At 46.3% G+C, this 7,497-nt stretch carries 9 protein-coding genes; 6 read left to right on the top strand and 3 right to left on the bottom strand.

Annotated elements, in window-relative coordinates; all coding sequences use genetic code 11:
- Positions 1-48: 48 nt before the first annotated feature.
- Genes mlaD through murA form a run of 5 tightly spaced genes read left to right on the top strand, consistent with a single transcriptional unit; the run spans position 49 to position 3,066 of the window.
- Positions 49-516 carry an outer membrane lipid asymmetry maintenance protein MlaD gene (mlaD, locus tag B2X00_RS07880; RefSeq protein ID WP_290487000.1) on the top strand — a complete coding sequence of 156 codons (468 nt, stop codon included), beginning with the start codon at positions 49-51 and terminating at the stop codon, positions 514-516.
- A 15-nt stretch (positions 517-531) separates the two neighbouring features.
- Positions 532-1,188 (top strand): ABC transporter substrate-binding protein, encoded by a 657-nt coding sequence (locus tag B2X00_RS07875; protein WP_290486998.1) that lies wholly within the window; start codon positions 532-534, stop codon positions 1,186-1,188.
- Between the two features lie 9 nt (positions 1,189-1,197).
- Positions 1,198-1,500 (top strand): STAS domain-containing protein, encoded by a 303-nt coding sequence (locus B2X00_RS07870; RefSeq protein ID WP_290486996.1) that lies wholly within the window; start codon positions 1,198-1,200, stop codon positions 1,498-1,500.
- A gap of 37 nt (positions 1,501-1,537) precedes the next feature.
- Positions 1,538-1,792, top strand: a complete 255-nt coding sequence (locus tag B2X00_RS07865) for a BolA family protein (protein ID WP_290486995.1) — start codon at positions 1,538-1,540, stop codon at positions 1,790-1,792.
- Positions 1,793-1,809: 17 nt separating this feature from the next.
- Entirely contained in the window at positions 1,810-3,066 is a 1,257-nt protein-coding gene (murA, locus tag B2X00_RS07860; protein WP_290486993.1) for a UDP-N-acetylglucosamine 1-carboxyvinyltransferase, read from the top strand.
- On the opposite strand, the gene B2X00_RS07855 is transcribed toward murA, so the two are convergent.
- From B2X00_RS07855 to B2X00_RS07845, 3 genes are all read right to left on the bottom strand, one after another.
- Positions 3,060-4,130 (bottom strand): trypsin-like peptidase domain-containing protein, encoded by a 1,071-nt coding sequence (locus B2X00_RS07855; RefSeq protein WP_290486991.1) that lies wholly within the window; start codon positions 4,128-4,130, stop codon positions 3,060-3,062. The genes murA and B2X00_RS07855 overlap by 7 nt on opposite strands.
- 87 nt (positions 4,131-4,217) lie before the next feature.
- Positions 4,218-5,579, bottom strand: coding sequence for a DegQ family serine endoprotease (locus tag B2X00_RS07850; protein ID WP_290486989.1), 1,362 nt, complete (start codon positions 5,577-5,579; stop codon positions 4,218-4,220).
- 97 nt (positions 5,580-5,676) lie between these two features.
- Positions 5,677-6,117 carry a YhcB family protein gene (locus B2X00_RS07845; protein WP_290486987.1) on the bottom strand — a complete coding sequence of 147 codons (441 nt, stop codon included), beginning with the start codon at positions 6,115-6,117 and terminating at the stop codon, positions 5,677-5,679.
- 95 nt (positions 6,118-6,212) lie between these two features.
- On the opposite strand from B2X00_RS07845, the gene zapE reads away from it, so the two are divergent.
- On the top strand, positions 6,213-7,322 hold the full coding sequence (gene zapE / locus B2X00_RS07840; protein WP_290486985.1) for a cell division protein ZapE: 1,110 nt from the start codon (positions 6,213-6,215) through the stop codon (positions 7,320-7,322).
- Positions 7,323-7,497 lie beyond the last annotated feature (175 nt).

Below are 7,497 nucleotides of genomic sequence, written 5' to 3'. Positions count from 1 at the left end.
AGGACTCGATTTTATTCTTACAGCATTGATGTTTGGCGGGTAAAAACCATGGAATCACGGAAATCACATATTTTTGTTGGCTTGTTTGTTGTTGTAGGGGTTTTAGCACTGTTGTTTATTGCGTTGCGCGCAGCAAGCGGCAGCACTGTGACCGCAGGCGAAACATATACACTGTATGCCAAATTCGACAATATAGGCAGCCTTAAGGTGCGTTCACCAGTGAAGGTCGGCGGGGTTGTTGTAGGTCGTGTCACTGATATCTCGCTCGCAGGAGAATATTATGAGCCGCTAGTCGAGATGGAAATCAGTAAAGATTACGATAAGTTCTCTGAGACCAGTAGTTTGTCGGTTTTGACGGCGGGGCTGCTCGGCGAACAATATCTGGGTCTACAGCCAGGCTTTATCGACGACACCGTGGGCACTTTAGAAGATGGTGACACGATTTCGGATACTAAGTCGGCGTTGGTGTTGGAACAGTTGATTGGTCAATTCTTGTTTAGCCAAGGCGAAAATTAACCTAGGAGTGGTATTATGAAAGTTTTTTTAACGCTTGTAATGAGCGCTTTTCTGGCCGTTAGTAGTGCCTCGGCGGAAATGATCAAAGAAGAGAACCCATACACGCTGTTGAAGAAAGTAGCGGATCAGACGTTTGATCGTATTGGAGAAGACCGTAATAAAATTAGCGAAGACCCGAACTACCTTAAAACCATCGTCAAAGATGAGTTAATGCCATACGTTGATAATATTTACGCGAGTAAAAAGGTCCTCGGTCGCTATTTTAAAGACACCGATGAAAAACAACGTCAGGCATTTTACAAAGCATTTACAGACTACATTGTTGCAACCTATGCCCGTGCTTTTACACAATATGATGAGTCAAAGCACGAAGTAGAATTTCTACAGCATTCTAAAGTAGGTCCGGAAGACAAAGTGGTGGTGGTTGAAACGCGGGTTAAAGAAGCGGGTCGCCCGCCGATTCGTCTCGATTTTAAAGTGCGTTACGACAGTAATGCTGACGTTTGGAAGGCTTACGACCTCGTTGTTGAAGGTGTGAGCTTGTTGAATAGTAAGCAAAGCGAGATTGCTGCTGTCATTCGTTCACGCGGTATCGAAGGCACCATTGCGTTACTCGAAGATAAAGCGAATCAACCCATTAAATTGGACGATAAAGTCGACGTTCCGTCTTAAGGATGCCGCATGAGTCAGGCTCAGATGAACTTTAAGCTCGCTGATGACGGTACGCTGTCATTAGCGGGGTCACTAACGCGAAGTGCCATTCCTGCGCAATGGGATTCATTAAATCAGTTGCTAAAGGAAAAGTCCGTTAAACAGGTGGATGTTGCCAAGGTGAAGTTAATTGATACCGCAGGTGTCGCAGTACTCCTCGAAGTCATAAAACATAACCGTGATGCAGTTCCATTGCCATGTGAAGGCGCGTCAGAACAATTGCGGCAAATCGTCAGTGTGAGTGGCGTAGACCATCTACTTTCGTTAAGCTAACGACTTTCATTTTTCAGCTAACTGGTGTGGATAAAATATGAACGCCGAACAATTGACCGCGTTATTAAAAGATGAACTTGAACTCGACGAGGCGCATGTAAAGCTCGATGGCGCTAACGTGAACATCATTGCTGTGGGCGAAGTGTTTGCATCGCTCAGCCGTGTAAAAAGCCAACAAATGGTATATAAACCGCTCAAGCCGTTAATCGCTGATGGTACGCTTCATGCTGTTTCTATTAAAACGTATACGCCTGAAGCTTGGGAACGTGATAAAAAATTAATGATGCCTTAATGTCATCAGGAGGCATCGTGGATAAATTTTTAATCAAGGGCGGCCGCCCGCTTAACGGTGAAGTCACCATCTCAGGAGCGAAAAATGCGGCGTTGCCGATTCTGCTTGCAACAGTGCTCGGCAGCGAATCTATTACTATTGCCAACGTACCCTTGTTGCAAGACGTTAAAACGTCATTAAAACTGCTGTCGAAGCTCGGCTTGGGCCATTCCGACTTGGTTGATGGAAAGGTTGTAATTGAACCGGCAAAAATGTCGCAGCATGTTGCCCCGTATGAGTTAGTCAAAACCATGCGTGCATCAATTCTGGTGTTGGGGCCATTGTTGGCGAAAGTCGGTAAAGCCGAGGTTTCATTGCCGGGCGGTTGTGCTATCGGTGCGCGCCCCGTTAATTTGCACATCGAGGGGTTGCGACAGATGGGCGCAGAGATTGTGGTCGAAAATGGCTACATCAAGGCATCCGTTGAAGGACGCTTAAAGGGTGCTGATATTTTAATGGATACCGTCAGTGTGACGGGAACCGAAAACCTTATGATGGCTGCCGCTTTGGCAGAAGGCACAACGCGCATCGAAAACGCTGCGCGGGAACCAGAGATTATTGACCTGGCTCACTTCTTGAATCACCTAGGTGCTAAAGTCTCCGGTGAAGGTACGGATACCCTGACCATAGAAGGTGTTGAACGTTTAGGTGGTGGCCAATACTCAGTGATGCCTGATCGTATTGAAACCGGTACTTTCTTGGTTGCAGGACTCGCCACAGGGGGCGATGTGACGTGCCGTAATACGGATCCGAGTGCTTTAGATGCCGTACTTAAAAAGCTCACCGAAGCGGGAGGCCTGGTCGAGAAGGGGAGTGATTGGATCCGAATCCGTAGCCAAGGTCGTCCAAAACCGGTCACTATCATCACTGCACCGCATCCGGCTTTTCCAACGGATATGCAGGCACAATTCTGTGCGCTCAATGCTATCGCCTCAGGTAGCGGCTGGGTGCGCGAAACGATTTTCGAAAACCGTTTCATGCATATTCCAGAATTACGTCGTATGGGGGCTCACGTAGAGCTTGAAGGCAACACCGCCATTTGCAATGGGGTTGAAACGCTGACGGGTGCTGAAGTCATGTGCACCGATTTGCGTGCATCGGCGTCGCTGGTTATTGCCGGCTTAGTGGCTAAGGGTGAAACCCTTGTTGAACGCATTTATCACATTGATCGGGGCTATGAGGGTATTGAACTTAAGCTGCAGGGCTTAGGTGCTGACATTCAACGTATTCATTGAAGCTGACGCGCGGATCCGACCGTTAAGGTTGTGGTTCGCGTTTCATCGCCTCGCATGTACTCAATTTCGAGCTGTGTACCTGGTCGACTCTTAACCACACGTTCCATTCCCTCGGTAGCTGAATAGATCGGCGCGCCACCAATTTGTGTAATTAAGTCATTGACTTGTAAACCTGCGCGGTCGGCGGGGCTATCGGGTTCTACGTGTGTGACCAAAATGCCGTTTGCTGCATTTTGCAGATTAAAGTTCGGATTAACCTGTATCCCAATGTACCCTCTAACGACGCGACCTTCAGCAATCAGCGTCTGCATAATTTCGTTAACCGTACCGTAAGGCGTTGCAAAATAAATCCCCTCGACGGTATCGCCAAAGGCTGAGTTAAAACGCGCATTGTTAATACCTATCAATTCGCCTTTACTGTTAATCAGTGCACCGCCTGATGCGCCTTGATTAATCACTGCATCCATTTGAATCAAATCAGAGTAGGCTGACCCTGTGATACCCACCCGGCCGCCTGTGGCACTAATGATGCCTTGGGTGATGGTTTGTCCAATATTGTAAGGGTTGCCAATGGCAAAGACGATATCGCCGACTTTAATGGGTCGTTCACCCATCGTTGGGATCACCGGTAGGTTGTCGGCTTCAACCTTCAGCACAGCCAAGTCGGTATAGGTATCGTTACCAATCAGTTGCGCTTCGTAGCGACGACCATCTTGCAGAGCCACTTGTATTTCGTCGTAATTTTCAACAACATGGTTGGCGGTGATGATATAGCCGCGTTCACTCATTATAACGCCAGAGCCTAAGCGCCATAAACGTGAGTTGGCTTGCGAGGAATAACGTGAACGTTCACTTTCGCCCAAGCTGTAGATATTAACAACCGCGGGTGCTGCGCGACTTATCGCTTGATTAAAACTCGCGACTTCATCGCTTTTGCTTAAATTAAACTGGCTTGGACCGCCGCTTTGAAGATAGGGTTGGATAAGAAAAATGATGGCAGCAACAACCAAGCCTAAGCCTACCGATTGATAAAGGAATCGAACGAGTGACTTGATGGTGCTCATAAATTAAACGGTCCGTTAATTAAAAAAGTGACTTCAGCTTACCACTGAAGTCACTTTGATGTAAGTTCTTGAAACTAAAACGCGTGACTAAGAAGCAGGGTTACGTAGCATTAAATAGCGCACGCTATTTCCACGTTGAATACTGAGCGCTACGACATCGCCGGCGTTATCGATCGCTTCACGCAAATCCCCCAAGGTGCCAATGGGTTGGCGGTTCGCGCCCTTAATGACGTCGTCTTTTTCAAGCCCAATGCGCGCGGCAGGTGAACCTGGCTCAACTTCGGTTATACGAATACCATCTTGCGAACCATCCGCCTCTAGCGTCGCCCCCTCCAATGCAGGGTGGATTGACTGTGCTGACGTTTCGGTATCTTGCGCATCGAGAGTGACTTTGACATCTTGGCGTTCACCTTCACGGATTAACTCAAGATCGACTTCTGTGCCCGATCCTAGGGTACTGATTAAAGCGCCCAACTCTTGGAAACTCGCAATATCATCGCCATTTACCGCAACGATGACATCACCGGACTGGATACCCGCTTTATCGGCGGCACTGTCAGGCACAACCTCGGCGACAAAAGCCCCCTCTGACACACTAATATCGAGCGCATCAGCAATATCGGAATTGAGATCATTACCACGCACGCCGAGCACACCGCGGCGAACTTCGCCAAATTCGATGAGCTGTTGTACAAGGTTACGCATCATATCCGACGGAATGGCAAAGCCGATACCGATGTTACCGCCGTTAGGACCGAGAATAGCCGTATTAATACCGATCAATTTGCCATCCAGTGTCACCAGTGCGCCGCCACTGTTACCACTATTGATAGCCGCGTCGGTTTGGATAAAGTTCTCTAACTCTTCAATGCCGAGGTTGGCTCGACTGAGCGCACTCACAATACCCGACGTAACCGTTTGTCCGAGGCCAAAGGGGTTACCAATTGCCACGACAAAGTCACCGACACGTAAATCAGACGATTTACCTATCTCGATGTCAGTCAGGTTCTCGGCGTCTTCAATCTGAAGTAATGCAATGTCGCTTTGTTCATCACGACCGACGAGTTTAGCATCGTACTCACGTCCATTCTTCAGCGTCACAACGATTTCTGAGGCATCGTCGATAACGTGGTTATTAGTGACTACATAGCCCTTTTCAGCATCAATAATGACGCCCGAACCTAATCCACGGAATGGACGCTCTTGAACACGTTCACTCGGCGCATTAGGCCCAAAGAAAAAGCGCAATGCATCGGGAACTCGCTGTCGAACTTCGCGTTTTCCTTTTACCGCAATATTAACCACGGCCGGCGTGACTTCTTCAAGCATCGGTGCCAGGGTTGGCTTTTCATCGTCAGCACCGAAGAAAGGAATACCTGCTTGTGCAGGCTGAGAAAAGCCGCCAACGGTTAAAGCGGCTAACGTGAGACCTACAATTAATTTATTCATCGTGTTACGAACTCCTAGTAGTAACTTTGCAACCGTGTGCAGCCATTATGACCGCTAAGCTACTAGATGAGTTCAAAACGAAAATGTTTCAAGATATTTAATCGCGTTTTGTCGACTCGGCTTCAGTAAATAATCCACTACGCTGGTCGGTGTAGTCTTTTGGCACTTGCTCGGCTTCTTCAGCACTGTGCGTCGAACGATAATCCTTATTCATGCTACTCGCGACTCGTAACTGCCGCATGGTATCTTCTGAAAAGAACGGTAAGTCGCTCTGCGCGTCGTTCTTTTGCAATAAGTCGGCACTGTGGGCAAGGTAGTTTTTGAGTTTATCTTGTGTTTCCTCGAGTTGCTCAACTAAGGCATTGGCGGTGGCAAAATGCTCGGCGACTTCGCGTTGATAGTCTGCCAATTGCTTTTGACTCTTCTCAACTTGCTCTTCGAGATCACCGCCACTACGTAAGCCAAACCAGTACCGCGCTACAAAAAAACCAATAACAGCGCCCACTGCGACCAATAAAATGCCAATTAACCAATCCATGCCGAACTCCTAGGCTGACCCTACTCATTGCTGATTCAGGGCATCGTGATAAAATAGTTGCTCTATAGGATAATAGTAACTGAGGTGAAGTGGTAGTGTCGAACCCGTGCTTTACGCCAATTGAGCGTTATAAAAATGATTTAGAACGCGAGGATTTCAGCTATGACGAAGCGCAAGAGCACGCGGTCAAGCAGTTACAGCGCCTCTACGATGATTTACTTAAGTGGCAAGAAAATAAACAACGCTCACTCTTAAAACGGCTGTTTAGTAAGCCACCGACGCCACCTAAAGGTTTGTATTTTTGGGGCGGCGTCGGACGAGGAAAGACGTATCTGGTTGATACCTTTTACGAAACCTTGCCTATCAAAAACAAATGGCGTCTCCATTTTCACCGATTCATGCAGCGTGTACATAGTGAACTTAAACAGTTACAGCAGAAATCGGATCCTTTGATTACGGTAGCTGATCGCATTGCGGCTGAAACGGATGTGATTTGTTTTGATGAGTTTTTTGTTTCTGATATCGCAGATGCAATGCTTCTCGGGAAACTTTTTGAGCTCTTATTTTCACTAAATATTGTCTTGGTAGCTACATCGAATGTCGAACCAGATAACCTTTATTTAAATGGTCTTCAACGCAAACAATTTCTTCCAGCTATCGAATCAATAAAAAAGAATAATGAGATATTTAATGTAGATAGTGATATCGATTATCGCTTGAGGAGCATAGAGCAAGCTGAACTTTACCATTATCCTCTAGATGCAAGCGCTGATATTGCACTAATAAAAGCTTTTAATTTATTTTGTCCTCTTGGCGAAAGTATTTCAGTAGATCTTAATATCGAGATTGAGGGTAGGAACATAAAATTTCGACGTCAAGGAAAAGATGTGATTTGGTATGACTTTAATGTTATTTGTAACTCACCCAGAAGCCAAAATGATTATATTGAACTATCCCGTGAGTTCCATGCTGTGTTGATTTCTGGAGTTCCTCAGTTGGGCAAAGATAATGAGGATCAAGCAAGAAGGTTCATCAGCCTAGTAGATGAATTTTATGACAGAAATGTAAAGATCATACTTTCCGCAGAAGTTGGACTAATGTCTTTATATGCTGATGGCGCTCTTAACTTTGAGTTTCAACGCACAAAAAGCCGTCTTTTAGAGATGCAGTCTTATGAGTATCTTTCAAGACCACATCAACCGTGACTCGAAGTTATTTAAAATAACGTTTGATGCCAATTACCGGGTAACTTAGGAGCAATATTTGCTCTGTGAACCAAGTAATAAAATTTAAAATGTAGAATATCCTTGAAATGGCTGTTACTGCTCTGTAAAATGCCGCTTCCAAATATGCAGACATGTTCTGTAAAGATAAGAATTA

Source organism: Idiomarina sp. UBA3162, from assembly GCF_002364475.1.
GTDB lineage: Bacteria > Pseudomonadota > Gammaproteobacteria > Enterobacterales > Alteromonadaceae > Idiomarina.
Note: the sequence above shows the minus strand (reverse complement) of the source record. Positions and strands in the feature narration are given on the sequence as shown.